This is a genomic window from Paenibacillus sp. CR_12, from assembly GCF_041953985.1.
Lineage (GTDB): Bacteria > Bacillota > Bacilli > Paenibacillales > Paenibacillaceae > Paenibacillus_AQ > Paenibacillus_AQ lautus_A.
In genome coordinates this window covers 20,938-46,037 of sequence record NZ_JAVFHO010000016.1, presented here as the reverse complement: position 1 = coordinate 46,037, position 25,100 = coordinate 20,938, and the positions used below count along the sequence as shown (strand labels likewise).

Here is a 25,100-nt window from a genome sequence, read left to right as displayed (position 1 = left end):
GAATTCATCATTCAACCGATGTTGTTCGCGGTCCCTTTCAGCTGCATGTTGACGGCTTGCCGCATCTCGTCGATGTCGAAGGGTTTGGTAAAATGCATCAGCGCTCCAAGATCGGTCGCTTCCTTGATCATGTCAAGCTCCCCATAGGCTGTCATCATGATCACCTTAATGTCCGGATTCATCTGTTTAATATGCTTCAAAATCTCAAGCCCGTCCATTCCAGGAATTTTCATATCCAGCAGCACCAAATCCGGGGCATGCATCTTCACGATTTCAAGGGCAGCCTTGCCGTTCGCCGCTTGGAACGTCTCATATCCTTCACTGCTGAACACTTCCACAAGCAGGATGCGGATCCCATTCTGGTCATCCACAATCAGCACTTTGTGTTTGCTTTGTTTGCTCATCCTTCCAACCTCCCGATACTTAAATCGTACAATGAGTATATGCAAACTCGAAAGTTCCTAACTTTCCCATAAACCGGCCATTATTTGTATTCGCCTGTAGATGTCGAATTCCTTCCTGTCCTTGAAAAAGTAAGAAAAAAAGATCGCGAATTGGCTGCATCCGAAATCGACAGCGCTGGACAGGGATTCCGGTCCTCAGCTCCACCCTTCACGCAACGACAAAAGAATTTGCACGCAAAAAAAAGAGCCTCTTCAAAAAGAGGCTCTTCCCAATTATGCCTGATGCTGGATCGAGGCTTTTACAAACTCACGGAACAATGGCTGCGGACGGTTCGGACGGGAAGTGAATTCCGGATGGAATTGCACGGCGAGGAACCAAGGATGTCCTGGCAGCTCCACGATCTCGACCAGGCGTCCGTCCGGTGAAGTACCGGAAATACGCAGGCCCGCTTTCTCGATATCTTCGCGGTATTGGTTGTTGAACTCGTACCGGTGACGATGTCTTTCGTAAACCAGCTCGTCCTGGTAGCAGGACTCCGCAAGCGATCCCGGAACCAGCTTGCACGGATACAGGCCAAGGCGCATCGTTCCGCCAAGATCCTCGATATCCTTCTGCTCCGGAAGCAGGTCGATAACCGGATATTCGGTAGCCGGATCAATTTCGGAGCTGTTCGCGCCGTTCAGACCTAAGATCGAACGGGCATATTCGATGACGGACACTTGCATGCCAAGGCAAATACCGAAGAATGGAATGTTGCGCTCGCGGGCATAACGGATCGCGCTGATCTTGCCTTCGATACCCCGGTCTCCAAATCCACCAGGTACCAGAATACCGCCGATGCCGTTCAACGTCTTTTCCACATTGTCCGCCGTAATTTCCTCGGCGTTCACCCAGCGGATCTTCACGTCGGCATTGGCATCAAAGCCGGCATGGGACAGGGATTCCACTACGCTGAGGTAGGCGTCATGAAGCGCGACATACTTGCCGACAATCGCAATCTCAACGGTCTTCTCCAGCTTGGAGACGCGCTCCACCAGATCTTCCCACTCGCTCATATCCGGCGCAGGAGTCGTCAGCTTCAGATGATTGACAACAATTTCGTCCAGGCCTTCATCGCGCAGATTCAGCGGCACCTCATACAGGGAGGACGCGTCGCGGCATTCTACGACCGCGTTAGGGTCGATATCGCAGAAGAGCGCGATTTTGGCTTTCATCTCGGTTGAAAGCTCATGCTCCGTACGGCACACGATGACATTCGGCTGAATGCCGATGCTGCGGAGTTCTTTTACGCTGTGCTGCGTCGGCTTCGTTTTCACTTCACCGGCTGCCTTAATATATGGAATGAGGGTTACATGAATATACATCACGTTCTCACGGCCAACATCGCTCTTGATTTGGCGGATGGCCTCCAGGAAAGGAAGGCTTTCGATATCGCCGACCGTTCCGCCGATTTCGGTAATGACCACATCCGAACCCGCTTCACGGCCCGCACGGAATACGCGCTCCTTGATCTCGTTCGTAATATGAGGAATAACCTGCACGGTGCCGCCCAAATATTCCCCCCGGCGTTCCTTGCTAATAACAGAAGAGTATACTTTTCCTGTTGTCACATTGCTGTTCTTCGACAGGTTAATATCGATGAAGCGCTCATAGTGTCCCAGGTCCAGGTCGGTTTCCGCACCGTCGTCAGTAACGAACACTTCGCCATGCTGGTAAGGACTCATGGTGCCCGGATCTATATTAATGTACGGATCGAATTTCTGAATCGTTACCTTGAGCCCTCTGTTCTTAAGCAATCTGCCGAGCGAAGCGGCGGTAATTCCCTTACCTAGAGATGACACGACTCCGCCTGTTACAAAAATATACTTTGTCACTGTTAAAAACCCTCCTATATAATCTCCATAACTTCAGGCGACATATGATGTTTATCCTAACCCGTTTTCCCCTGATTCATCAGAGGGACCAACAAAAACATCGCTCGCTTCCAATAATGGTGAGCGAGCTGACCTCCGACCTATTACAAACCGCATATATTGACGCTAAAATGATCCCCATCGGGCTGCCGGTACGGCATAACGTTATGAGGCTTCAGGGCGAGCGATTCCAATACATCTTCTTACTCTGCATATCTGAATCTTGGTCTTGCTATATTGGCCCGGAAGCTAGCGTCGTTTACACTTTCCGAGCCTTAAAAACAAAAAAAGTGACCCCGAATAAATAACGGGGCACTTTTATATTAAACATATTTAATCCACAATCATAAGCCCAAGCAATAGTTTACTCTGTGCCTTGTCTGCTTGTCAAGAGAAGAACCAACCTCAAAATTCCCCAATCGGCCGACATCGTAAAACAGAGTCATAAACCATGCGGACTGGCTTAAATTCCGAGCGGAATGACAGATTAATCTCTGTCGTCTTCCTCGAATTCTTCCTCTTCCAGATCTTCTTCCTCGGAATCCGCATCTTCGTCATCCAATTCGTCATCATCCAGAACAACGTCCTCATCTACATCATCGTCAGCATCGTCATCATCCGGGAAGAGATCGTCGTGATCATCGTCTTCATCGTCGATGCTGTCGAAATCCTCTTCGGCATCGTCACCGCTATAGGTATCCTCTTCATCCGTGAAGTCATCGTCATCGTCGTCTTCATCATTGATGATCCGCGGACGTTTGGCGTTCGCAATCGGATCTTCGGACTTCTCCAGCGGATACCAGCGCTTTAGTCCCCACAGATTCGTACCTACACATGCGAAACGTCCGTCTATATTGATCTCGGTATATAACTGGGCAATCGTTTCGTTAATTTCCTGTTCCGTAAAGCCGCGAAGCTTGGCCACCTCATTCATCAGGTCACGGTAATAATACGGCGTATTCGCCGCCTTCAGAACCATAAAAGCCAGGTCAACCATCGGGATTTCCTGAATCTTCTCCGGATCGATCTTTAAATTGAGCGGATTACTCACTAACGCACACTTCCTCTCACACAATCTTCACGTTATACCCTCAACATATCCATTATCAAAACTAAGTAAAACCTATTTGGAAATAAAAATCAAGTTTTTATGCTCCATTACCCATCAGATACCAAATGGAAAAAGACGGAGACGATTCTCTCCGCCTTCTGACTGTACCCGCCCCTAGGATCGACTCCTTACGGGATAGATAAGAGAACCTTGATATTCTCTCCATGTATCTTATGTTAGCCCTGCTGCTTTGACACGGTAAACAGGGCCTATTTCCCGGAAAAAGGGCAACATCCCATTCGGGCACTCTCCCCGGCTCATACAATACTGAAGCAACGGTTCATCGAGAAGGGAGATTGCCACACATGGATTACACCCGGATCATGCAATCACTACTTGCAGAGACGAACCCTATGCGGAACGTCCGGGAAATGAACCGGCGGCTCCTCACGTTTCATGACCCTCAGCTGTACCAGAAATGCATCCGCGAATGGAACCGGCTCGCAGGGAAAAGGCGTTTCCCGAGTTCGGTCAGCCGCTCGCCGCTTACTCGCACCATCATCGCTCCAGCTCCCCAAACCGCGAAGTTTGAAGCGGAGTTTCGGAACGAACTGATGGTTGAAGAGGATGAACAGGTTCATATCCACGCCATACAGGGGACAATAGGAACGCTAACCGGGATCCCATGGGGTATCAAGCAAATCAAAGCCCCTCAAGCCTGGTCTACCTCGACAGGACACCGCGTGAAGATTGCCGTTATCGACACAGGGGTGGATTTCGGTCACCCGGATCTGAAGTATTCGCTGACCCGAGGGGTCAACCTCGTCCATCGCAACATCCCGCCTTATGACGACAATGGGCATGGAACGCATATCTCGGGCACCATCGCTGCCGCGAACAGCACCCAAGGTATGATCGGCGTTGCTCCCAGATCTGTCGTGTATCCGGTCAAAGCCTTTGATCACAACGGCTCCGCCTTCGTGTCGGATATCATTCTGGCCATCGACTGGTGCGTGCGGGCCGAGATCGATATCATCAATATGAGTTTCGGCATGCAGACCCGAAGCCGCACGCTGCTGGATATCGTAAGCAAGGCCAACCAAGCAGGCGTCCTCATTGTGGCCTCTTCCGGCAATGACGGCAAACGCCGTACCGCGGACTATCCTGCCCGTTATCCCCAAACGATATCCGTCGGAGCTACCGACCGCAGCCGGAGAATCCCCGGCTTCAGTAACCGCGGGCAATTTGTCGATATTTATGCGCCCGGAGATAAAATCGTGTCAGCCTGGCTGCAGGGAAAATACCACGAAATGAGCGGCACTTCCATGGCCACTTCACACGTGAGCGGAGCAATCGCCCTGCTGCTTGCCCAGAAGCCTGACTTGAAAAAAACAGCTACGATCAAGGCCCTGCTGCGGCGCACCTCCTCCCCCCTTAAGCTCAAAAAAGGATACAGCGCCTCCGATGGAGAGGTAAATGCCTTGAAATTTTTGCGCGAGGGCATGAAATTATAAATTCGGTTCATCAGCAACGCAAACGCCCATTTCGTTCACGCATTAAAACAGCCGTCTTTCCAAAGAAAGACGGCTGTTGGCTGTTATGGCATATGAAAGGGAAGCCCCTTCTTACATGCGTTCCGGCGCCGATACGCCCATCAGGCGAAGCACGTTGGCAATGACCGTGCGGACGGCTGCCAGCAAAGCAAGGCGGGCTTGCGTTTGATTCGCGTCTTCCGTAATGACGCGTTCGGCTCTGTAGTAGCTGTGGAACAAGGAGGCCAGTTCATATACATACCGGATAAGCCGGTGCGGTGCATAGTTCTCCGCAGCAAGCGACACTTCCTGCGGGAGTTCTCCCAATTTGCGCAAAATGTCGTATTCATGCTCGGCGGTCAGAACGCTCAGGTTGACGTCGGCAAGCGGCAGGAGGCTAATGCCTTGCTCCTCCGCTTGGCGGAATACGCTGCAAATGCGTGCGTGCGCATACTGTACGTAGAAGACCGGGTTCTCGTTGGACGTGGACACTGCCAGATCCATGTCGAAATCCAAATGCGAATCCATGCTGCGCATGGTGAAGAAATAGCGGATCGCGTCCACGCCGACCTCATCCATCAAATCTTCCATCGTGACCGCTTTACCGGTACGCTTGGACATCTTCACCTTCTCGCCGTCCTGGAACAGGCTGACCATCTGGGCGATCAATACGATGAGTTTGTCCGGGTCATTGCCGAGCGCCTCCATGGCAGCCTTCATGCGCGGAACGTAACCATGGTGGTCGGCTCCCCAAATATTCAGGATCTTGTCATAGCCGCGCTCGTATTTATTGCGGTGGTACGCAATATCCGGCGTCAGGTAGGTATACGTTCCGTCATTCTTGACGAGGACGCGGTCTTTGTCATCCCCATAATCGGTGGTGCGGAGCCAGGTTGCCCCATCCTTCTCGTAAGCTTCGCCCTTGGCTTTCAGTTCTTCCAGGGATTTCTCCACCAGTCCATCCTCATACAGGGACGTTTCGCTAAACCACTCGTCAAAATGGACGCGGAATCGATTCAAATCGCGTTTGATTTTACCAAGTTCCTTCTCAAGCCCGAATTGACGCAGGAATGCCGTTCTCTCGCCAGGATCCATCGATAGCAAGGAATCGCCTTTTTCGGCTACGAGCTCTTTGGCAAACCCTTTGATATCCTCGCCATGGTATCCGTCTTCAGGCATTTCGGCATCCTGGCCGAGCTCCTGCAAATAGCGGGCTTCGAGGGATTTAACCAGGTTCACGACTTGGTTGCCTGCATCATTGATGTAGTATTCGCGCGTAACTTCGTATCCTGCAAAATCAAGCACATTGCAAAGGGCATCGCCTACCGCCGCTCCGCGGGCATGTCCAAGATGCAGGCTTCCGGTGGGATTGGCGCTGACAAACTCCATCTGGACCTTTTGCCCTTCGCCCGAAGCGATCCGCCCGTAGTTATCGCCCTGCTCTTGTACCAATGCCACGATCGGATAGAGATACCCCTTGTCCAAGGTAAAGTTAATAAACCCGGGCCCGGCGATCTCCGCTTTCTCAATGGAAGCCTTTGCCGTATCCAAATGTTCCAGGATAGCTTCCGCGATTTGCCGCGGGTTCTTCTTGGCAATCCGCGTCAGCTGCATCGCTACGTTCGTAGCCAAGTCGCCGTGCGACTTATCCTTCGGAACTTCCAGCGTAATGGCGGGCAGCTCCTCGCGGGACACCAGTCCGGCAGCTACGGCAGCGTCTCCTACCGCCTCTGCAACCAGCCCGTTAATGTGATCTAATGGATTCATAGTCATGATTCATGTGCCTCCTGAATAGTCAAACTGATCGAAAAGTGTCCCGAAAACTCGTCAAACACATATAAATCATACGCCCAAGCCGCTCGTCCGGTCACGCCCTCTAGCGCTAGCTCCAGACGCTGGGTGTGCGTAGACAGATTAAATGAAGTGAACGGGGAGCGATAATATCCAGGCAATTGCAGTCCCAGCTTAAACGCCTGCTCGGACTCCACCTCGCCATGACGGATCAGCTTCAGCTCGTCCTCCGTCAGTTTGAGCATGGCCCGGGTTTCCCCTTGATGCGGTCCAAGCGCCGGCTCCGTATAGCGCACATACAGCACCTTCCCCTTGATAAACGCCTCTGCGGGAAGCTCCTGTATCGTATTCTCTCCTTCGTGAAGGCTCTGAAGACGGATGTTCACTTGTTTTCGGTCGTTCATGTACGTTCCTCTTTTCCTTACCTATTGTATTACTATATCCAGTATAGCCTTGCAATTCAAATGAGGATTTAGCAAAAGTAAAGAAACATGTCTTTCGTCGTATTTTCGGAGAGGTTGGAGCGCATCCTTAATTCCCATATTTTTCGGCCCATTGCTCGCGCCATTCCCCGAAACTGTTACCCGTGATTTCCTCCAAGGTCTTTCCATCAATGGAATAAGGAGCTCCGGCTAAATCGTTCCGATCGGGGAACGAGGTTCCCCCGATGACCTTCCCCTCCGACATCATCACGAACAAGGCCGTATTCGTATTATACATGCGGTCAAGCGGATGCCCGGAAACCTTGAAGCGATAGGTGACAATTTCTTTTCCGTAATAGTTTGCCGGATCTTGGCTCTGTACACTCCATGTCTGAATATAGGGGATTGCGCCGTTACCAGGTGCGAGAAGAGATTTCTCAAGCGTATAAGTAATCGGTTTACTGGAGTGGCTTACAATCTTATAGCCCAGCGATTTCACGTAAGAGGCCGCTATCTTCTGTTCTTCGGACATGGGTTTGCCGAAATGAACGCTTAGTTGCATGAATGAATATAGGATTACGATGCTTAAACCAATACCTGCCCATAACCAAATACGATTTCTCTTCATAAGCAGCCTCCCCATTACGTCGACCTGGCCTTTCATAGGATTAGAATACCAAAAAATTGAAATCAATGGGCGGTCAAGAAAAAGAATAGGCCTGATTCAAGAAGAATCAGGCATGATCCATACTATAGGTTACAGCGGAAGCAAGGATACCTTCTCCCGCGCGTCCAGCTTGGCCACCATGTCGTTCCAGGCTTGCGGTTTCTCGGGCAGCACCGAATAGTATCGTCTCAAGAAGTTGGCAATCAGCTCCGCGGGCAATTCATCAACGGCATCGTCGCCCGGCATGAAGCAAAAATCAAGCCCGCTCACCGCTTCGCCATCGTTGTTCCAGGACGGATGCACATAGTCGATATCCGTGCGTTTGTAACCCAGATGCGACAGGACTTCGCGGCGAACGAACGGATCCATCGGCTTCACGCCGCCGAATGCATGGTCCTGCACCCGATATGGATCGTAAATCTCGGCAAACATGCCGAACAGCTCTTTGCCGTTTGCTGCCGCCAATTGATTCAGATCCTTCAAGCGATGTTGTGCCAGGAATCGGCCGATGCCGAGCCCTTCACGCCCGATAATGGTAAAATCGGTCATCGCCACGTTCCAGTCCTCGTAATAGCGGTATTCCGTCGTACCCACCACTTCGTCCTCATGTAGGGCAACAAATACCCGAATGCCCGGGTCTTCGAGCGGCTCTTTCCATAAGCTGAATTCCAGCACCTCTTCCGGAGGGAACACTTCCTTCATGAGATCGTGCATTTTGCGAAACAAGGGATCGTCGATGCTCGTAATGCGGATATATTCCATTAAATTAAAAGCCTCCTTATATATGTAATGAAAATATCTTTATATTATGAAGATATTCGAAGCCGTGAAATCATCGTTCATTCTAAACCACTTCACCCTCGGAATGGATTCTTCCATTCCATCAAGGCCCCGTAATTGCAGGACTCCTCATCCTCCAAATACTCTGCCGCTACCCCGACGGGCGTCCGGCCGCACCGGAGCAGGAAGGTAATTACGGGGTCCTTGAGATCCCCCCTGACAACGGCATCCAAATATTCTACGGCCGACATTTCGTGCGCATGCCGATGATAGCCGGGCATCCGTCCGCCGCCAAGCAGCCGGTCCAGTCCCCTTTCGATGGTCACGTGATACAGCGACTGAATCAGCCATTTGCCGAGCCCCAGCTTGCGAAAGCGCGGCCTGACGCAAATGTCGGCGATGTATAGGGTATTTCCGTCCGGCTGATGCGTGCGGATGTATCCGTTATCCGTGGCCTCCGCCCAGGAGTGGGCAGGCTCCATCGGATCGTACTCCACAATGAGCGAGGTGATGGACCCGGCCAGCATGCCGTCCACTTCAACGCATAGGGCGCCCTCGGGAAACAAGGTGACATGCTGCATCAGCTGTTCCTTGTTCCACCATTGCTCCGGAGGATACGGGGGCGGAAACGTCTCGGATTGAATGGCGATCAGCTCGTCGAAGTCCGCTTCCGTGTAGCCTCGAATAACAACCGGCACCGGCCGGACGTCGTCGAATACATAAAACTGTTGATGAAACCGGGCCATTTCCTCTACACCGCCTTTTCCCATTTTATCAAACCATGATAAAAAGACTTACTCCCAATCCGGATACAAATCCATACGCCGGTCACGCCATGTCGTGACGGAGCCCTTCTCGCGCACTTGATATAATAAATCCAGATCGAGATCGGCGGTAATGATCATGTCGTTGTTCAGCTCTCCCTCGGCAAGCAGGCCCTTCGGCGGGAACGGAATATCGTTCGGCGTAATGATGGCAGCCTGCCCGAAGTTGGCACGCATCAGATCCACGGTAGGCAGCGATCCAACCGTGCCGGTCAGCACCACATAGATTTGATTCTCGATGGCGCGGGCATGGCTGGTATAACGCACGCGGTGGAATCCGTGACGATCATCGGTGCAGGACGGACAGAAAATGACGTCGGCCCCTTTGGCCTTGGCCATGCGCACGATCTCGGGAAATTCGATGTCATAGCAGGTGAGCATCGCGATGGTGCCTTTTTCGGTCTCGAATACTTCGAGCCCTTCGCCGGCCCCCATGTTCCAGCCGGTTATCTCCGAAGGCGTAATATGAATCTTCGCCTGTTCCGCAATGCGGCCGTCCGGATAGAACAGATGCGCCACATTGTACAGCTTCCCTTCCCGGCGAATGACGTGGGTCCCGCCAATGATATGCATGTTATATTGCTTCGCAAAGCCCTGGAACAGCTCGCGGTAACGGTCTGTGAAATCCGGAAGGTCATTGATCGTTAACGCCTGGCCCTGATCGTCCCCGATGGACATCAGCTGCGTCGTGAAAAATTCCGGAAACAGCACAAAATCGGCTTCGAATTCCTCCGCCGTTCGGATATAATGCTCCGATTGACGGGCAAAATCTTCAAAGGATTGAATCGTGTGCAGATGATATTGCACGGCAGAAACGCGAAATTTCATGCTTCTCCTCCTTATGCATGGTTAGATGCTTTCATTATATCGGATTCCGGGCTTAGAGAACATGGGAACATCAAGTCGCCGTCAATGGGAAACCATAATCTTTAAACGCGTCCCTTAAGGTATACGGTTATCATCGACGGTACCTATGCCAAAGAATGCTCGAATTATGAAAAAATACTCGCCATTCATACCCACGCTTAACAATTCTCCTGTATACTGTCGTATGTAAGCCTCTTGTCTATACGATCAATCCCGGCCCTTACAAGCATACACACGAGCCCGTTATGACTTTAGGGCTTTCAGCTTGCCAAACTATAATGTGAGGTGTTCTGTTCACAATGATAACTCGTTCGATGGATTGGCTTCAGCAACATGACCACCTTATCTTCCGCTGGTTAAACCGCAAGATCAGCAACAAAATGGTGGATTCGATGCTCTCGCTGGTCACCCATATGGGGGGTGCTATCTTTACCATTGTGCTGACACTTTCGATAGCGTTTTTTGCACCGGAGCCGTGGGATACGATGGGATGGCAGAGCTTTATCGCACTGTCCCTCAGCTTCCTGATTACGGCTCTCATCAAAAAGAAACTGCGGCGCATCCGGCCATACCAGGCATTGGAAAAAGTGAGGTTTGAAAAGAAACCGATGAAGGACCATTCGTTTCCTTCCGGACACTCGACGGCCATATTTTCCATCGTCACGCCATTTCTGTTCGTTACGCCCTGGCTGTCGTTGCTCTTGATCCTGCTGGCGCTTACAGTCAGTCTGTCACGCATTTATCTCGGCTTTCATTATCCTTCCGATTGTCTGGCGGGCTGTTTCGTCGGCACCGCTTCGGCACTACTGATCGTGCTTAGTTAAATAACCAGGCATCCTCGCGCAGTTCTCGCAACTGATGATGGGGGCCTGGTTTTTTTGACCTTCTCATCTGTAGATATCTCACCCAACAACAATGAAACGCCCTTCCTGTATATGCTCCTATCATAAAGCCACAAAAAACATGAAAAAAAATTCGAACCATTCCCGCTGGTAAATCGTACTAACTTATACATTCATAATAAGGAGGTATTTGTTCATTGAAGAAAAGATTATCACGAATGCTGGTAGCCCTGCTCGCGGTTACAATGATCCTTCCAGCCGGAGCCATGGCAGCAGATAACAGCCAGACTGCCGCTGCAGGAGGGGGTCTTGAGAAGATCGCCGCAGAGAAAGCCAAGCTGCTCACCGAGACGTATGGAACGACAAGCGTCCAATATGCCCTGATCGACAACGGCAAGATTACCGTTTCCGGGCAAGCGGGCGTCAATGATATCGAAGGAAAGATTCCGTTGACCGAAGATACGATGTATGGGATCGGCTCCACGAGCAAAGTGTTCACTGCCGCCGCGGTCATGAAATTGGTGGATGACGGGAAGATCAACCTGGATGCGCCTCTCGTTCAGTACATACCCGAATTCACGATGAAAGACGAACGCTACAAAAAAATCACGCCGCGCATGCTGCTTAACCATTCCTCCGGCCTGCAGGGCTCAAGCCTGAACAACGCGTTCTTGTTCGAAGATAACGACCCGCATGCACATGACACGCTGCTGAAGCAGTTGTCCACTCAAAACCTCAAAGCAGATCCGGGTGCATTCTCCGTGTATTGCAATGACGGATTCACGCTGGCCGAGATTCTCGTGGAAAAAGTGAGCGGCAAGGATTTTACCGCATTCATTCATGAACATTTTACCGAGCCGTTAAACATGGACCACACCAAGACATCCCAAGACACATTGGATTTAAACCAAATGGCGGGCCTCTATTATCCGGCTCATCAAGGACAGCTGCCTAACGAGACCATCAATGTCATCGGAACCGGCGGCATCTACTCCACGGCCGAAGACCTGGTGCAGTTTGCGCAGATCTTCACCGGGGAAGCCGAGGGAATCCTCTCAGCTGCGTCTGTAAAAGCCATGGAGCAGGAAGAGTATAAAAAAGGCCTGTGGCCAGAAGATGCCGATAATTCGTTCGATTATGGACTTGGCTGGGACAGCGTGAGACTGTTCCCGTTTAACCAATATGACATGAAAGCCGTGACTAAAGGCGGCGACACCATTCTATACCACGCTTCGCTCGTTGTGCTTCCGGAGCAGAACATGGCAGCTGCCGTATTATCTTCCGGCGGTTCGAGTTCAACCAACCAATTGCTGGCAAACGAAATTTTGCTGCATACGCTCAAGGAAAAAGGCACCATCAAGGAGTTCAAGCCGGAAAAATCGTTCGGCAAACCGGTCCAAGCGGATATGCCTGACAATATGGCGGAATTCGCCGGTTACTATGGCGTGACGAATCAGCAGATGAAAGTCGACATCAAGGACGGCGAACTGTCCATTACCGTACCGATGGTTCCGGACTATCCTGCCGAGAAATATGTATACACCGCGGACGGAACGTTTGTCAGCGCGGATGGCAGCATTAAGGTCAGCTTCGTTAAGGAAAAGAATGATCGCATCTACCTATGGGTAAGACAATATGTTTCGATTCCTGGACTGGGACAGATGGCCTTGTCGCAATATTCGGCCGAAAAAATGGAAGCGAACCCGCTGTCCAAGGAAACCGCTGCCGCATGGGCGAAGCGGGAAGGCGAAACGTTCTATCCATTGAACGAGAAATTCACATCGCTGATGTACTTCATTACGAAACCGACGGTAGAGATTAACAGCAAGAGCGGCCTGGAAGGATATCTGGTCGACAAGAAGATTATCGATCCGGATACCGCAGTAAGCCAGCATCAGGTTCCGGCGATCGGCAGCCGGGATACGTCCGAATTCCGCTTCTATAAGGAAAAAGGCGTAGAGTATCTCGAGGGCGCTGGATCCCTGTTTATCAGCGGCAAGCATGTGAAGCCATTGTATAAAGGGAAAAAATCCACCGTTACCCTGCAGGCCGACGGCTATGCCAAGTGGTATACCGTACCTGAAGCAGCCGCAGGCAAAACCATGACGGTAACCCTGCCGGCAGAAGGCGCATTCGCCGTATACGACGAGAAGGGCACAGTCGTTAACTACACCGTGGTCAGCGGCTCCAACGAAGTTAAGCTCCCGGCTAAGGGAACTGTCGTATTCGCCGGTGCCCCTGGCTCCGCATTCGGCATCACCCTGAATTAACACAAAAGCAAGCAACCCGATTAGCCGCTCGGCTTAAGTTGGGTTGCTTGCTTTTTCACTGTTAAAGGGACCTTGTGAGGTACGCTGCCTGTCCGCTATCACTCCGTAAAAACCGCGAGATTCTCAAGCGTTGAACGGAGGCCTGCTTCGTGATCTTCCTGCCGTATGCCCTCAGGAACGTCCTCGCAAACAACCGCCACCTCAGTGCCTTCCGCAAGTGCTGTCAACGTCCATGTCATTCTCATCTGGCCCCCGTAAGCGGGGTCTTCCGACTCGAATTCAAAACACTGCACGATTTTCTTGTTTGGCACCAACGCCAGGAATTTACCTTGGACGATATCCGTGCCTGCCGATGATTTGCCGAGGTTCGCGTGGTCCGTTCCAATATAGGTGAGCACCATTCGATAAGTCCCGCCTTCACGGGCATCAAAGGTATCGATCTGACCTGACATCCCCTCTGGCGGAAGCCACGACACCCAAGCCTTGGGGTCAGTGAATGCCTGATAAATGGTTTGGGGCGAAGCCTTAATCATCCTCGCGGCAGAGTCAATTCTCTTCTTGCCGGACGAATCTGCCATGTTATTAGCCTCCTTATTTCAAATCCGAATCAAGCTTCCTTAAGCTTATAACATATGACTACCAATCATTTCTTCTCAATTGCTCAAAGTTGAAAAAGCAAGCCTTCCCCGATAGCCGCAAGGCTTAGGTAGGGAGGGCTTGCTTTTTCTTTAACTGCCGAGGGGCAAAGCCTCGGCTGATCATCTATATTGGGCTGGCCCGCGAGCGACCCGTCAGGGAATTGCTCGAGAGGGCCGCGCTACGCGAAAAAGCAAGCCATCCCCGATAGCCGCAAGGCTTAGGTAGGGATGGCTTGTTTTTTCTTTCATCAGCCGAGGGGCAAAGCCTCGGCTGATCATGTATGTTGGGCTGGCCCGCGAGCGACCCGTCAGGGAATTGCTCGAGAGGGCCGCGCTCACGCGAAAAAGCAAGCCGACACCGATAGCCGTTAGGCTTAGGTGGGGGAGGCTTGCTTTTTCTTTCATCAGCCGAGGGGCAAAGCCTCGGCTGATCATCTATATTGGGCTGGCCCTCGAGCAACCCGTCAGGGAATTGCTCGAGAGGGCCGCGCTCATGCGAAAAAGCAAGCCGACACCGATAGCCGTTAGGCTTAGGTGGGGGAGGCTTGCTTTTTCTTTCATCAGCCGAGGGGCAAAGCCTCGGCTGATCATGAATGTTGGGCTGGCCCGCGAGCGACCCGTGGCAGGGAATTGCTCGAGAGGGCCTCGCTACGCGAAAAAGCAAGCCATCCCCGATAGCCGCAAGGCTTAGGTAGGGATGGCTTGCTTTTTCTTTCATCGGCCGAGGGGCAAAGCCTTGGCCACATAAAGGGCGCTCCAGAGGCCTCGAGGGCGTCCCCGCAGGGGAGACCGAAGGTTGGCCGGGCACAAGCACCAGCCCCGCTTCGATCCCCAGAGCCCCGCTGAACGCCAACGTTGCGGGTGTCCAGAGGGCAGCGCCCTTGGGGCCCTCCCTGGCAGGGAGGGTTTGGGTGGGTGGAATCCCCTACTTCACGAATCCCAGCAGCATCTCGCGAATCAGCTTCGCAGCCACGATCTGGGTCTGCTCGGTCGGATCGTAGATCGGCGCCACTTCCACGAGATCGCAGCCAACAACGTTCACATCGGAGTTTGCAATCAGATGTACGGCTTCCAGCAGCTCTTTCGACGTGATGCCGCCGGCTTCTGCCGTACCGGTGCCCGGTGCGGCAGACGGATCCAGCACGTCGATGTCGATGGTCACGTAGACCGGACGGTTGCCCATGGAAGGCAATGCTTCCTTCAGCGGAGCGGCTACCTCAAACGGGTAGAAATTGATGTTCTCGCGTCCATACTGGAACTCCTCGCGGGAGCCGGAACGGATGCCGAACTGATAAATGTTCTTGCCGCCCATAATGCCCGCCGCCTTGCGGACCGGCGTGGAGTGGGACAACGGCTCTCCCTCGTAATGCTCGCGCAGGTCGGCATGGGCATCGATATGGATCAGAATGAGATCAGGATACTTCTCATACACCTTCTGAATAATCGGCCACGATACGAGGTGTTCTCCGCCGAGTCCAATCGGGAACTTCCCGTCGTCCAGCAGCTTGCCTACATAATCGCCGATCACTTCAAGACTGCGGCCGGCATTGCCGAAAGGCAGCATCAGATCGCCTGCATCGAAATAAGTGATATCTTCAATGCTCTTATCCAAGTACGGGCTGTACTCCTCCAAGCCAACGGATGCTTGGCGGATACGGGCCGGGCCGAAACGGGAGCCGGGACGGTAGCTAACCGTGAAGTCCATCGGCATACCGTAGATGACGGCCTTGGATCCTTCATAATCCTCGGAGCTCAGAATAAACACGTTGCCGGAATAACCTTGATCCAGTTTCATCAGTTTATGCGCGCCTCCTTATTTCACCAAGTCTTCTACGAATTTCGGCAGCACGAAGGCGGCTTTATGCAGACGAGGCGAATAGTACTTCGTATCCATCTCATCAATCGTAGACTCGTCCACTTCAAGCGGATCGTATGTTTTGCTGCCCATCGTAAAGGTCCACAGACCGCTTGGGTAGGTTGGAATGTTCGCTCCATAGACACGCACGATCGGGAAGATTTCCTTCACGTCTTTGTTGACCTGCTGAATCAGATCCGCTTTGAACCACGGATTGTCCGTTTGCGCCACGAAAATACCGTCTTCCTTCAGCGCCTCATAGATCCCTTGATAGAATCCGCGCTCAAACAACGGAGCAGCCGGGCCTACAGGCTCGGTGGAGTCCACCATGATGACATCGTATTCGTTCTTATGCTCGATAATGTGCATATATCCATCGTTAACCAGCACTTCAACCTTCGGATCGTCCAGCTTGCCGGCGATCTCAGGCAAGTACTGCTTCGAATATTCGATAACTTTTCCATCAATTTCAACGAGTACGGCCTTCTCTACGCCCGGATGCTTGATCACTTCGCGAATGACGCCTCCGTCTCCTCCGCCGACGACAAGAACCTTCTTCGGATTTGGATGCGTGTTCAGCGCGGGGTGAGCGACCATCTCATGATAGACGAATTCATCCTTAATCGTAGTCATAACCATACCGTCCAGCACGAGCATGCGCCCGAATTCCTCGGTATCGATCATATCCAATTGTTGAAACTCCGTCTTCTCATGTACAAAGGTCTCCCGGATTTTAGCCGTAATGCCAAAAGTCGGGGTTTGCTTCTCTGTGTACCATAATTCCATCGTCACTACCTTCTTTCCGCTAGAATAATGTTCAGCCGTCCAGATCCAAGCCGTAAAACTTTATTCGGGGCAGATGCCTTTAGCTTACAGTTTCACACTTTTCCTATTGTACCAAACAAATTAGATTATATTAAATCAAGCCCAAATTGCAACCAAAAGTTCCGGTACATGCGAACGGAAGCAAAAACATCGCCCTTTCCGATGAATATCCTGACCGCTGCAGCCCCATACTGTATAGAAAAAGAAGGCAGCCAAGGAGAATTTGAGCACATCTCCATTTTTGGCGGCACAAGGGCCTTGACTCTACAAAAGGACTGGAAGGAGAACATCTGATGCCGGGGCAAAAAAAATCACCCAAGCGCAAACGTCGTTTCGTCCGGCTTGCTACATTTCTGTTCGTACTCCTTGGCATTTCCATCATCGCAGGCGGCATTCTGCTCGCCTATTTATTTATAACGCCGCTGCCGGTCGCGGAAACATCCCGCTACTCCCGTCTGCTCGACAGCCAGGGAGATTTGATCGCCACATTCTCAAGCACGGGACATACATCCGAGCAGGTGAACCTGGCCAACATATCCCCCCTCCTGGTTCAGGCCACCTTGGCGGTGGAGGACCGAAAATTCTATGATCATCCCGGGTTCGATATGAAGGGCATGGCCAGGGCCGTATTGGTCAACCTGCAGCATATGGATCGCAAACAGGGAGCGAGCACGTTAACCCAGCAGCTTGCACGAAACTTATACCTATCTCATGAAAAGACGTGGACACGAAAACTCAAGGAGGCCAAATTCACCGCCCAGCTTGAGATGAAATATACGAAAGATCAAATTCTCGAAATGTACCTGAACGAAATTTATTACGGTCACGGCGCTTACGGCATCGAGTCGGCGTCGCTGCTGTATTTCGGCAAATCGGCAAAAAACCTGACCTTGGCCGAAAGCGCAATGCTGGCCGGCATTCCGAAGGGGCCCACGTATTATTCGCCCTACAATCATATGGACAACGCTGTCAAAAGACAGCAGATCGTCCTGAATGCCATGGCGGAGACCGGATTCATCACGGAGGCCGAGGCGGATAAAGCCGCTTCGGCCAAGCTTGCCCTGCTCCCGCAGGACCGGCAGGAGAATAAAGTAATTGCCTCCTACTTCCGGGACTATGTCCGTGGTCTCGTCACCAAGCAGTTGAACATCACGGACCAGCAGCTCGAACAGGGCGGCTTGAACATCTATACAACCCTGGATCCTCGGGCCCAGAAAGCAGCCGAAGAGGCCGTATCCGAGGGCATGGACAGCAAGAGCGAGCTGGAGACGGCGCTCGTATCCATCGATCCGCGAAACGGCCACATCAAAGCTATGGTCGGCGGTAAGAATTACCGCGAGAATCAATACAACCACGCGTTGGCCAGAACCAGACAGCCCGGCTCCTCATTTAAGCCGATTATGTATTTAACGGCCATTGCATCCAAGGAAATGACAAGCACCAGCGTGTTCAACAGCCAGCCTACCCTGTTTCATTACGATAACAATCGAAAAACGTACCAGCCCAGCAACTTCGGCGATAAATATTTAGGCGAAATCCCCATGCGGGAAGCCATTGCCGCCTCGGATAACATCTATGCCGTGAATACCATCATGAAAATCGGCCCGGATAAAGTCGCCGACATGGCGAAAAAGATGGGCATCACGAGTCCGCTGGAGCCTGTCCCTTCGCTGGCCCTGGGCACCTCGCCCGTCAGCCCGCTGGAGATGGCCTCCGCTTACGCCGTCATGGCTAACAGCGGCAAGCGGGTCTCCCCTGTCGCGGTGCTGAGCATCACCGACGCGGCCGGCCGCAGTTTGTATACGGCTCCGGAAGAGGAAGGCGAACAAGTGGTCGAGCCTTCCGCAGCTTACGTGATGACGCGCATGATGGAGGGGGTATTCGAGACCGGCGGAACGGGTAACCGCGTCTCCACCCTGATGAAACGGCCGGTGGCCGGGAAGACGGGCACGACCGACACCGACGCCTGGCTCGTCGGATATACCCCGGAGCTGTCGACGGCGGTATGGGTCGGGTATGACAAAGGACGGGAGATCAGCAAAGTCGACGGACGGCGCGCAGCGCCGATCTTTGCGCAGTATACGGAGAAGGCACTGGAGAACGTGCCGCCCAAGATTTTTCCGATCCCGGATGAAGTCGCCAGCGCATATGTGGATCCGAAGACGGGCAAGCTTGCAGGCGTCGGCTGTCCGGACAAAACGCTGGAGGTTTTCGTCAAAGGGACGGAGCCCACGGAGTATTGCGACGAACATGAGGGCGGGGAGCCCGCCAAGAAGGCTAACCCTGCAGATGCTGCCGAGAAACAGGAGGAACGTTCCTGGTGGAAGGATTTCAAACGATGGTGGGTCGAATAAACGGATAGCCCGTCACGTCAAAAAACAGCAGGCTCTTTTTCCGGGCGTTCCCGATTAAGAGCCTGCTGTTTTTCTCTTTTTCACGATTCTTTATGTAGATGGCTTCTTATAAAATGCTCATATATTCGATCATGGAGCTGCCCAGAAGCACGATGACGAGCATGACTGCAACGTAGACCAGCAGGATCGCATACAGCGGATCCAGGCCGCCGGCCACTCTTCTCTTGTAGCCGGTCATGACGCATAACGGCACGGTCATCACGGTGCTGATGAACGCTAGAAGGATGATCACCTTGGATATATCGCCATTAAGAAACAGGAACAACAAACTGATCGCATACAACACAAGGTATAGCGGCAGCAATGTGCCGAATCTGGCCATGACTTCTTTCAGCTTCGCAGCCGGGTTAAATGACAGCTTGACTGCAGCGAAGGTAAAGACGTTCAGCAAAAACAAGAAAATCGCGATCCAGACAATAGGCTTCAGGACTAGATCTACAAACGCCCCCTCCGGGAGCCCCTGCAGTTCATGATGAAGCGCTGCGTACAGCGCGAGCGGAAGGAGCACAATATAGAGCAGCATGGATACGATCGCGTTTAGGAACTGGCTGTTGTCCGTTACGGCAGCTGCGCTGAAGGGATGCCTTAGCCCCTTCAGGAAATGGTCCCCATAGAGCTGCCCATACAATTTTAAGCTGGTCCAATAAGGATTCGGCCCCTCTTCCTCTTCGGCATGCTGGCGGCCTGCTGTAGGAAATGAAATATCCGGCGGAGTATACACCGGCAGAGCAGCTTCTCCTTGGCGCACATGAGAAATCTCCCTATTTATGCTTCCGCCTCGCCTGGCGACGCCGTAAATTTCCGACGCAGCAGCTTGCTCCTTCATGGCCGCAAAGACGGGGGAATCCTCGATAATCAGCCTGGCCCCGCATTTCTTACAATATTTCCCATCTCCCGTTTCATATCGACATATCGGACAAGTCATACTCCGGCCTCCCCTGTTTATACACATCCGCAAATCGAAGGATAGGTATTAGATAATGTACACATTCGAGTCGAAACGATGGCCCGTACAGGATATGATCCAGCGCTTGAGGCGCCTGGGCCGCAGATACTCTTCCTGTGCGAATTTCACATCTTTTTGCTAATAGTATAAGTTGGCGTGAAATGAAATGGAAGGATTTTCTGAGCGGCCGCTGCGCCTAACGCTGGAATTGGTTCATATGATAGGACTCGCCGGATCATAACCTGCGCTGTGAAAAGCTTGTGAACAATCAAATATTCGTTTGAATATCATGTGTAAATCGGGTATATTATGACTAACAATCAAATCAACGTTTGAATATATAGAATAAAGAGCACTAATTGCTCCTATTTCAAGGAGGTTGATCTTATGAATGTCCGAACAATGAGAGAGGACGTGGCTCTGGAGCTGTGTGAAACGGAATGTCCTTCAACCGAGAGGGTTGCTTTGTTAAAAGAAACGGTTTCGGACGATGATATGCTCGGCATGGCCGAGATCTTCAAGGCGCTGGCCGACCCGACGCGGGTCAAGGTAGCCTATATGCTGGACCGCGGCGGCGAGTTATGCGTTTGCGACGTGGCTGAAGTTCTCGGAAGCTCCACCGCAACAGCCTCCCATCATTTGCGCACGCTGAAGAACAAGAATATCGCCAAATCGCGCAAGGCGGGCAAGAATGTATACTATTCGCTAAAAGACGACCATATCCGGACTTTGCTTCATATGACGCTGGAGCACCAGAAGGAGAGGGTGTAGATGAGCACGGACAACCATCAGCAATCCAAAACATCTCCTGAAGCAGGTGGCAGCAAACTTGTTGAATACAAGGTCCAGGGCCTCTCGTGCCCGAACTGCACCCGTGAAATGCAGGAGGAGATCCAGAAGCTCGACCATGGAGGCGACGCCCGGCTGAGTTATAACAGCGGAAAGCTGACCCTTTCTCCCCAGGTGAACCTAAACCGGGTAGAAACCATTTTGAAAAGTGATGGAGCCCGAATCGTTTACGCTCCCCAAACAGCCCATTCGGCTGCCGGCGCTGATGTTCGGCCCGCCTCTTCGCCGCACGCTCATGGTCCGTCAGATGAACACGACCACGGACAAAGCCATGGACATGAACATGGACATGAACACAGCCATGGCAGCGAACGAAAAATGAAGTGGCTGCTGTCCATCTCGGCTGCGTTTTATCTGCTGACTTTTCTATTAGAAGGGAAAGCCGCCGAGTCGGTTGTGATCGCATTATATGCTGGTGCCATGATATTGAGCGGGTATACGACGTTTTTGCGCGGACTGCGTAACCTGACCCGCTTCAAATTCAATATGGATACCCTGATGACCGTTGCGCTCGTAGGTGCCGTCATCATCGGGGAGTGGCGGGAAGCCACGCTCGTTGCCATTCTGTTCGGCCTCAATGAGCTGCTGGAAGGCTACGGCATGAACCGTGCCCGCCAATCCATGGAAGCGCTGCTGGCCGCAGCGCCGAAGGAAGCCGAGCTTTGGGTAGACGGCCAAACCAAACGCGTGCCGATCGAGAGCCTCTCTCCCGGAGACGTTGTCCGGGTAAGACCTGGCGAGAAAATTCCTTCGGACGGAGCCATAACCCAGGGAACCGGCGCGGTGAACGAAGCTGCCATAACCGGAGAATCGGTGCCTGTTACGAAACGGGAGGGCGACGCCGTATTTGGCGGCAGCGTAAGTACCGACGGCGTGCTCTATATCGCCATATCGAAGGCTTATCAGGATTCCTCCCTGGCCAAGATCATGCATCTTGTGCAGGAGGCGCAGGACAGCAAGACGCCGACGGAGCTATTCATCGATAAATTTGCTAAATACTATACGCCAGCCATTATGATCATCGCATTGGCTGTCGCGCTGATTCCTCCGTTGCTGCTGAATCAGCCCTGGATGACCTGGGTCTACCAGGGGCTGTCCATTCTCATTGTCGGGTGTCCTTGCTCGCTTGTGCTCTCTTCCCCGATAGCGCTGGTTAGCGGGATGACCCGCGCGGCACGCAACGGCATTCTAATTAAAGGCGGAGTCCATCTGGAGCAGCTCGGACGCCTGGAAGCCGTCGCTTTCGACAAGACGGGAACCCTGACCAAGGGCGAGCCGGCCGTCTACGCGGAAACCGTATATGATGAAGATAAATTTTATGCCGTGGTAGGCGCGCTGGAGCAGTCCTCTCTCCATCCGTTGGCCAAAGCCGTCATGAAACATCTGGAGATCAAGCAGCCGCAATGCATGTTTAATGAACCGCGACAGATAACGGTGCTGCCGGGTGAAGGCATTCGGGCTGAAATCGGAGGGAAGCTGTTCTGGGTGGGCAGCGAGGAAGTGCTGAAGCATGTGAACGGCCCTCAAGATCATATCCGTGCCGTTGAGGATGACATTCGGAGAATGAAGGCCCAGGGGTACACGATCGTTGCCGCCGTAAGCGAGGAGCGCGTATTAGGTCAATTCGGTCTTGCCGATGAGATCAGGCCGGAGACCGCAACCGTTGTCCGCAAGCTTCACGAGGCTGGAATCGCGGATACGGTGATGCTGACGGGCGACCATGAGCAGTCGGCGCAGGCGATCGCGAAACAATCCGGCGTATCGCGGGTGTTCGCAAGCCTGCTGCCGGAACAGAAGGTTGCCAAAATCAAGGAGCTTAGCTCCCGCAAAAAGACCGGCATGGTCGGCGATGGCATTAACGACGCCCCTGCATTGGCCGCTGCCGATCTGGGCATCGCAATGGGAAAAGGAACGGACAGCGCCATCGAAACCGCCGACATCGTATTGATGCAGGATCACCTTGGTAAGCTGCCCGGGGCCATCAAGACGGCAAGACGAGTCAACCGGATTATTAAATGGAACATCGGACTTTCCTTGTCGCTGAAGGCCATCGCTCTGCTGCTAACGATTCCGGGCTGGCTGACCCTATGGATCGCGATCATATCGGACATGGGGGCCACCATTATCGTTACCCTGCTGGGTCTCACCATTCTGCTTGGCAAGGATCAGGAACTGCAAACAGGACATTGACATAACCGGAGCTGCGTCCCTTCTGGGCAGCTCCGGTTTTTTAGGTTCGGACGCTCCCTCTCCCCTCAGCTTTGCTTCATCGCATATATCATTTTTTACATGATTTTTTTGATTTGATGAAACATTTCCCATTATTTAGTCGTTTATATAGGCGGGAGTGAAAACCAGAAGGAGGAAAGACATGAAATCCGTACAGATCATCAAACTAGCAGGTACCGCATCCATAGCATTGTCTTTAATGCTTACATCCTCATCGCTCGTAACCATTCCTGCCCATGCGGCAGCGGCCTCCACATCGCAGAGCAAGGCAGCCTGGAGCACGCTCGATGTGAAGCATAAACCTTATACGAATAAAGGCGTCGTGTTCATTCCGCTGAAGGAAGTTTCCGAACAGCTGCAGCTGCAGCTGACGATCCCTGGAAAGAACGAGCTGTACATTAACAGCCCGACCCAGTCTGTTCGTGTGATTATTGGAAATTCGCGCGCCGTCAATGCCAAGGGTACCGCTCTGAAGCTTGAGGCGGCTCCGGTTGTGAAGAAAGGCGTGACTTATGTTCCCGCCAGCCTGATTACCAAAGGTTTCGGCATTCAGTTGAAGTACGACAGCAAATCCGGACTTCGAACCACCTTTGATTCCTGGTCCCAATATGCTTATGCCTCCAAGGCCAATATGCTGTTCTGGGTAAATCGCGAGACCGGTATGCTGTCCATGGGGAAAGCCGGAACGACGCCAACGAAAGTCGGCATTCTCCCGATCGAGGATATCGATCAAGTGGGCTTGAACGCACATCGCATCAACAGCAATACCTATGTCGTCGACTTGTCCAATTATTACGGGGAACCCCATATCCATGAAGGAAGATATCGGGTGCTCATTCAGGACATGAAAATTCTGAAGCTTTCCAAAACGAATCACACCAATTTTGCCGGGATCAACTACCGTCCGGACCAACTCAGCTACAAAGGCAAAGTTGCCATGATGAATGGCAGTACGCTAGAGCTGGTTCATCCGATGGGCAAAACGGTAAAAACCTACGATCTGGCCGCCCTCACCGGTGTTGACGATCATTTTATTGTGGAAGCAATCGAACAGGACTTCCTGCTCGTCCGTCCTTATACGAAGGCAACCCTGTATATTGTTGAACCGACAGGCAAGTCCGCAGAACTTATCTATCCCGATCTTTTGGACGAGGAGAGCATCAAGGCTATTGAGGAGATGCCGCCAAACGAAGTGGGTTTCATCGGAGACGGCCTTACGTATGACGGATATGCCGGCGGCAAGCTGAAGCTTCAATACGAAAATCCGTTTCTTGATATAAAGAAAAAGCTGACCTACGCCCTTCCATTCTAACCGTAACAATCACAAAAAGACCGGCGGATTCATTCACGAATCCTACCGGTCTTTCCTATGTCCGCATCTAGAAAAATGCTTATTTATGGTATCATTCCGCTGTTTGAAGAGCTTCTCTAAACTCCTCCGGCGAGGCATTCCACCATTCCTCGTTACGGGAGATCAGCAGTTCGCGCAGCGCTTTCTTCTCCACGTCGCCAAGCCCATCCAGAATAATCTTGCGCTTCATCGCCGCATCCATTTTATTCACATGGTCGGCGAGGATTTTCCAGCCGCGCCGGGCTTCATGGTCGATCCACATTTCGCACGCGGTCATGCCTGCATAATGCTGTCCTTCCGCGGTACGGTCTACAGCTACCCACACGATCCACACCTGGCGTCCGTTGGGCACTTCATCCCGGTTCATGCTGAAACGGATGCCCTTCTCCACCTTGCTCTTTGCATGCATGGCTCCAATATCCACTCGCGCCTCGCCATTGTCGATGATGACAGGCGACAAACTGTTCAGATCGATGGAGCCGGATCCAAACCCCTTATGCTTACTCTTGCTATTGATAATATTCAACGCAATGGGTTTCTTCGCACCCTGCTTCTGATCTTCGTTCTCCACTGCTGCCGACCTCCTATATCAGAGCCGATTCTCACGTATCAGCCGCTAAATTGATAAC

The 25,100-nt window shown here is 52.3% G+C and carries 21 protein-coding genes; 7 read left to right on the top strand and 14 right to left on the bottom strand.

The window, feature by feature from the left end; translation table 11 throughout:
• Positions 1–11: 11 nt before the first annotated feature.
• The 3 genes from RB297_RS30975 to rpoE all read right to left on the bottom strand — a co-directional run bounded on the left by RB297_RS30975 (position 12) and on the right by rpoE (position 3,369).
• Positions 12–404 (bottom strand): response regulator, encoded by a 393-nt coding sequence (locus RB297_RS30975; protein WP_009595517.1) that lies wholly within the window; start codon positions 402–404, stop codon positions 12–14.
• Positions 405–677: 273 nt separating this feature from the next.
• On the bottom strand, positions 678–2,279 hold the full coding sequence (locus RB297_RS30970; RefSeq protein ID WP_096777301.1) for a CTP synthase: 1,602 nt from the start codon (positions 2,277–2,279) through the stop codon (positions 678–680).
• A gap of 526 nt (positions 2,280–2,805) precedes the next feature.
• Positions 2,806–3,369, bottom strand: coding sequence for a DNA-directed RNA polymerase subunit delta (gene rpoE, locus RB297_RS30965; RefSeq protein ID WP_090914358.1), 564 nt, complete (start codon positions 3,367–3,369; stop codon positions 2,806–2,808).
• Between the two features lie 365 nt (positions 3,370–3,734).
• Here rpoE and RB297_RS30960 point away from each other — a divergent pair, with 365 nt between their 5' ends.
• Positions 3,735–4,883, top strand: coding sequence for a S8 family peptidase (locus tag RB297_RS30960; protein ID WP_012818380.1), 1,149 nt, complete (start codon positions 3,735–3,737; stop codon positions 4,881–4,883).
• 111 nt (positions 4,884–4,994) lie between these two features.
• On the opposite strand, the gene argS is transcribed toward RB297_RS30960, so the two are convergent.
• The 6 genes from argS to RB297_RS30930 form a co-directional block, all read right to left on the bottom strand.
• On the bottom strand, positions 4,995–6,674 hold the full coding sequence (argS, locus tag RB297_RS30955) for an arginine--tRNA ligase (protein ID WP_375122097.1): 1,680 nt from the start codon (positions 6,672–6,674) through the stop codon (positions 4,995–4,997).
• A complete protein-coding gene (locus RB297_RS30950; protein ID WP_096777299.1) occupies positions 6,671–7,096 on the bottom strand; it encodes a YwiB family protein in 426 nt (141 codons plus the stop codon). Before RB297_RS30950 ends, argS begins: the two co-directional genes overlap by 4 nt.
• A 127-nt stretch (positions 7,097–7,223) precedes the next feature.
• Entirely contained in the window at positions 7,224–7,742 is a 519-nt protein-coding gene (locus RB297_RS30945; protein WP_096777298.1) for a hypothetical protein, read from the bottom strand.
• A 129-nt stretch (positions 7,743–7,871) separates the two neighbouring features.
• The gene (locus RB297_RS30940) at positions 7,872–8,543 is read right to left on the bottom strand and encodes a GNAT family protein (protein ID WP_012818376.1); all 672 of its coding nucleotides are present in this window, start codon (positions 8,541–8,543) and stop codon (positions 7,872–7,874) included.
• A gap of 92 nt (positions 8,544–8,635) precedes the next feature.
• Positions 8,636–9,307 carry a GNAT family N-acetyltransferase gene (locus RB297_RS30935; RefSeq protein ID WP_192570122.1) on the bottom strand — a complete coding sequence of 224 codons (672 nt, stop codon included), beginning with the start codon at positions 9,305–9,307 and terminating at the stop codon, positions 8,636–8,638.
• 48 nt (positions 9,308–9,355) lie between these two features.
• Positions 9,356–10,213, bottom strand: a complete 858-nt coding sequence (locus RB297_RS30930) for a carbon-nitrogen hydrolase family protein (RefSeq protein ID WP_375122096.1) — start codon at positions 10,211–10,213, stop codon at positions 9,356–9,358.
• Positions 10,214–10,551: 338 nt separating this feature from the next.
• On the opposite strand from RB297_RS30930, the gene RB297_RS30925 reads away from it, so the two are divergent.
• Entirely contained in the window at positions 10,552–11,076 is a 525-nt protein-coding gene (locus tag RB297_RS30925) for a phosphatase PAP2 family protein (protein ID WP_090914378.1), read from the top strand.
• 215 nt (positions 11,077–11,291) lie between these two features.
• Complete coding sequence (locus RB297_RS30920; RefSeq protein ID WP_375122095.1) at positions 11,292–13,364, top strand: serine hydrolase domain-containing protein; 2,073 nt, start codon at positions 11,292–11,294, stop codon at positions 13,362–13,364.
• 98 nt (positions 13,365–13,462) lie between these two features.
• Here RB297_RS30920 and RB297_RS30915 read toward each other — a convergent pair whose 3' ends face one another.
• The 3 genes from RB297_RS30915 to speE form a co-directional block, all read right to left on the bottom strand.
• A complete protein-coding gene (locus tag RB297_RS30915; protein WP_192570124.1) occupies positions 13,463–13,942 on the bottom strand; it encodes an SRPBCC domain-containing protein in 480 nt (159 codons plus the stop codon).
• A 985-nt stretch (positions 13,943–14,927) separates the two neighbouring features.
• Positions 14,928–15,797, bottom strand: a complete 870-nt coding sequence (speB, locus tag RB297_RS30910; RefSeq protein WP_012818361.1) for an agmatinase — start codon at positions 15,795–15,797, stop codon at positions 14,928–14,930.
• Positions 15,798–15,815: 18 nt separating this feature from the next.
• Complete coding sequence (speE, locus tag RB297_RS30905) at positions 15,816–16,643, bottom strand: polyamine aminopropyltransferase (RefSeq protein ID WP_012818360.1); 828 nt, start codon at positions 16,641–16,643, stop codon at positions 15,816–15,818.
• Positions 16,644–16,975: 332 nt separating this feature from the next.
• On the opposite strand from speE, the gene RB297_RS30900 reads away from it, so the two are divergent.
• On the top strand, positions 16,976–19,036 hold the full coding sequence (locus RB297_RS30900) for a transglycosylase domain-containing protein (RefSeq protein WP_375122093.1): 2,061 nt from the start codon (positions 16,976–16,978) through the stop codon (positions 19,034–19,036).
• A gap of 106 nt (positions 19,037–19,142) precedes the next feature.
• On the opposite strand, the gene RB297_RS30895 is transcribed toward RB297_RS30900, so the two are convergent.
• Positions 19,143–20,021 (bottom strand): hypothetical protein, encoded by an 879-nt coding sequence (locus RB297_RS30895; RefSeq protein ID WP_375122092.1) that lies wholly within the window; start codon positions 20,019–20,021, stop codon positions 19,143–19,145.
• A 408-nt stretch (positions 20,022–20,429) separates the two neighbouring features.
• Here RB297_RS30895 and RB297_RS30890 point away from each other — a divergent pair, with 408 nt between their 5' ends.
• From RB297_RS30890 to RB297_RS30880, 3 genes are all read left to right on the top strand, one after another.
• Positions 20,430–20,813: an ArsR/SmtB family transcription factor gene (locus RB297_RS30890; protein WP_096777290.1), complete on the top strand. Its 384-nt coding sequence runs from the start codon at positions 20,430–20,432 to the stop codon at positions 20,811–20,813.
• The gene (locus RB297_RS30885; RefSeq protein WP_375122090.1) at positions 20,814–23,081 is read left to right on the top strand and encodes a heavy metal translocating P-type ATPase; all 2,268 of its coding nucleotides are present in this window, start codon (positions 20,814–20,816) and stop codon (positions 23,079–23,081) included.
• A gap of 181 nt (positions 23,082–23,262) precedes the next feature.
• Positions 23,263–24,432 carry a stalk domain-containing protein gene (locus tag RB297_RS30880; RefSeq protein WP_375122089.1) on the top strand — a complete coding sequence of 390 codons (1,170 nt, stop codon included), beginning with the start codon at positions 23,263–23,265 and terminating at the stop codon, positions 24,430–24,432.
• Between the two features lie 91 nt (positions 24,433–24,523).
• Here the strand turns inward: RB297_RS30880 and RB297_RS30875 are convergent, their stop codons facing one another.
• Positions 24,524–25,042 (bottom strand): YwhD family protein, encoded by a 519-nt coding sequence (locus RB297_RS30875; RefSeq protein ID WP_009595531.1) that lies wholly within the window; start codon positions 25,040–25,042, stop codon positions 24,524–24,526.
• Between the last annotated feature and the right edge of the window lie 58 nt (positions 25,043–25,100).

What these genes read in the sequence shown, in the direction of transcription:
- RB297_RS30975 (WP_009595517.1), bottom strand. Translation starts at nt 404, where the DNA reads ATGAGCAAACAAAGCAAACACAAAGTGCTGATTGTGGATGACCAGAAT.
- RB297_RS30960 (WP_012818380.1), top strand. Translation starts at nt 3,735, where the DNA reads ATGGATTACACCCGGATCATGCAATCACTACTTGCAGAGACGAACCCT.
- argS (WP_375122097.1), bottom strand. Translation starts at nt 6,674, where the DNA reads ATGACTATGAATCCATTAGATCACATTAACGGGCTGGTTGCAGAGGCG.
- RB297_RS30950 (WP_096777299.1), bottom strand. Translation starts at nt 7,096, where the DNA reads ATGAACGACCGAAAACAAGTGAACATCCGTCTTCAGAGCCTTCACGAA.
- RB297_RS30945 (WP_096777298.1), bottom strand. Translation starts at nt 7,742, where the DNA reads ATGAAGAGAAATCGTATTTGGTTATGGGCAGGTATTGGTTTAAGCATC.
- RB297_RS30940 (WP_012818376.1), bottom strand. Translation starts at nt 8,543, where the DNA reads ATGGAATATATCCGCATTACGAGCATCGACGATCCCTTGTTTCGCAAA.
- RB297_RS30935 (WP_192570122.1), bottom strand. Translation starts at nt 9,307, where the DNA reads ATGGCCCGGTTTCATCAACAGTTTTATGTATTCGACGACGTCCGGCCG.
- RB297_RS30930 (WP_375122096.1), bottom strand. Translation starts at nt 10,213, where the DNA reads ATGAAATTTCGCGTTTCTGCCGTGCAATATCATCTGCACACGATTCAA.
- RB297_RS30925 (WP_090914378.1), top strand. Translation starts at nt 10,552, where the DNA reads ATGATAACTCGTTCGATGGATTGGCTTCAGCAACATGACCACCTTATC.
- RB297_RS30915 (WP_192570124.1), bottom strand. Translation starts at nt 13,942, where the DNA reads ATGGCAGATTCGTCCGGCAAGAAGAGAATTGACTCTGCCGCGAGGATG.
- speB (WP_012818361.1), bottom strand. Translation starts at nt 15,797, where the DNA reads ATGAAACTGGATCAAGGTTATTCCGGCAACGTGTTTATTCTGAGCTCC.
- speE (WP_012818360.1), bottom strand. Translation starts at nt 16,643, where the DNA reads ATGGAATTATGGTACACAGAGAAGCAAACCCCGACTTTTGGCATTACG.
- RB297_RS30900 (WP_375122093.1), top strand. Translation starts at nt 16,976, where the DNA reads ATGCCGGGGCAAAAAAAATCACCCAAGCGCAAACGTCGTTTCGTCCGG.
- RB297_RS30895 (WP_375122092.1), bottom strand. Translation starts at nt 20,021, where the DNA reads ATGACTTGTCCGATATGTCGATATGAAACGGGAGATGGGAAATATTGT.
- RB297_RS30890 (WP_096777290.1), top strand. Translation starts at nt 20,430, where the DNA reads ATGAATGTCCGAACAATGAGAGAGGACGTGGCTCTGGAGCTGTGTGAA.
- RB297_RS30885 (WP_375122090.1), top strand. Translation starts at nt 20,814, where the DNA reads ATGAGCACGGACAACCATCAGCAATCCAAAACATCTCCTGAAGCAGGT.
- RB297_RS30880 (WP_375122089.1), top strand. Translation starts at nt 23,263, where the DNA reads ATGAAATCCGTACAGATCATCAAACTAGCAGGTACCGCATCCATAGCA.